1 protein-coding gene is annotated in these 1,700 nt (G+C 68.5%); it reads left to right on the forward strand.

The genetic code is table 11. The features are described from left to right. Nucleotides 1-1,623 (forward strand): vanadium-dependent haloperoxidase (locus tag VIB55_RS03245; RefSeq protein WP_331875230.1); only part of this gene is annotated, 1,623 nt, incomplete at its 5' end. Between the last annotated feature and the right edge of the window lie 77 nt (nt 1,624-1,700).

A 1,700-nucleotide genomic window follows, 5' to 3' on the forward strand; every position in this document is an offset into this window, starting at 1 on the left:
CGCCACGAGGAGCACGCCAACAACAACGACGAGGTGAACTACCCCGACTCGCTGGCGGGCAGCTACTCCAAGAGCCTGAAGCACGACCCCGCGGGAAACCCCGACGCCATCTCGTACGCCTCGATGCTCCGCGCGCTGGAAAGCCGCGACCCGGCGGACTTCGAGGAGATCATCCTGGGCTCTCCCTCGGCGGTGAAGCTCACCAACCCGCAGGCGGGGCTGGCCTTCGACATCGAAGGCCCCAACGCGCAGGAGCTGACGCTTCCGCCCGCGCCGCGTTTCGACAGCATCGTCGCCGCGCACGAGGCGGGTGAGCTGTACTGGATGGCGGTGGCGCGCGACGTCCACTTCGCCACTTATGCCACCGACCCGTACATCGCCGCGGCGGTGGCCTCGCTGAACAGCGAGTTCCCCCAGTTTGGGGGCACCACGCCTGTCACCGCGCAGAACGTGTTCCGCGGCATCTTCGCAGGCGAGCAGGTGGGGCCGTACGTGTCGCAGTTCCTGCTGAAAGGCAACACCGACCCGCGCAAGCCCGACGGCTTGGGGCGCGACGCCAACGAGGGATTCATCTCGTACGGCTCGCGGGTGATCGACCAGCGGCAGATTCCCGCGGCGGCCGGTGCGGACTACCTGACGGATTTCACCTGGTGGCGCGACGTGCAGAACGGCGTCGACAAGCGCGGGCTGGACGCGTTCGACACCTCCCGGAGGTTCATCCGAAACCTGCGGGACGGCGCCACGTTCGTGCACTTCGACCAGGTTCTGGACGCGTTCTACAACGCCGCCTGGATCCTGATGTCGGAGCCCACCGGCAACCAACTCGCGCTCCAGGCAGGCATTACCGGGCGCCCGCAGATCGACGGCGAGTTCCCGTACGACCAGGGCAACCCGTACATGCCGCCGCTTCCCGGCACGCGCTCGCGGACGCAGGGCGGGTTCGCCACCTTCGGCCCCACACACCTGCTGCAGGTCCTGGGCGAGGTGCTGGGCCGGGCCCTGCGGGCGGTATGGTGGCAGAAGTGGGGCGTGCACCGCCGCCTGCGCCCCGAGGAGTACGGCGGGCGCATCGACAACATCATCGCCGGCCGGGGCACCTATCCCGTCCACGCCAGCATCACGGACTCGCTGCTGACCGGGGGGCTGTCCCCGTACTTCGGCCACGCGGGCGAGCGGTTTCCGTCGTCGTACCTGCTGCCGCAGGCGTACCCCGAGGGCGCACCCACGCACCCCGCGTACGGCGCCGGCCACGCCAGCGGCTCCGGTGCCATGGCCACCATTCTCAAGGCGTTCTTCGACGACACCAAGGCCATCGAGAATCCGCTGCACGCCCGCTCTGACGGACTGGCGCTGATCCCGTACTCGGGGACGGACGCCGGGCAGATGACCGTCGGGGGCGAGCTGAACAAGCTGGCCGGCAACATCTCGCTGTTTCGCAACGCGGCGGGCGTGCACTGGCGCACCGACCACACCGAGTCGCTGCTGCTGGGCGAGAAGGTCGGGATACGGCTGCTCCAGGAGATGTCGCTCGGGTTCAACGAGGACAACGCATTCTTCGAGATCACCAGGCTCGATGGCAACCGCATCCGCATCTTCGACGGCAAGGTCGTGCCGGCGCTCTGAGCGCGGCTCCGCACCGTGTGATTCTTTCACGCGGAGGCGCGGAGGATAACTGTAGAGCCGCGGAGGGGCACCCAGCC

It is taken from the genome of Longimicrobium sp., from assembly GCF_036554565.1.
In the GTDB taxonomy this organism is placed as follows: Bacteria; Gemmatimonadota; Gemmatimonadetes; order Longimicrobiales; family Longimicrobiaceae; genus Longimicrobium.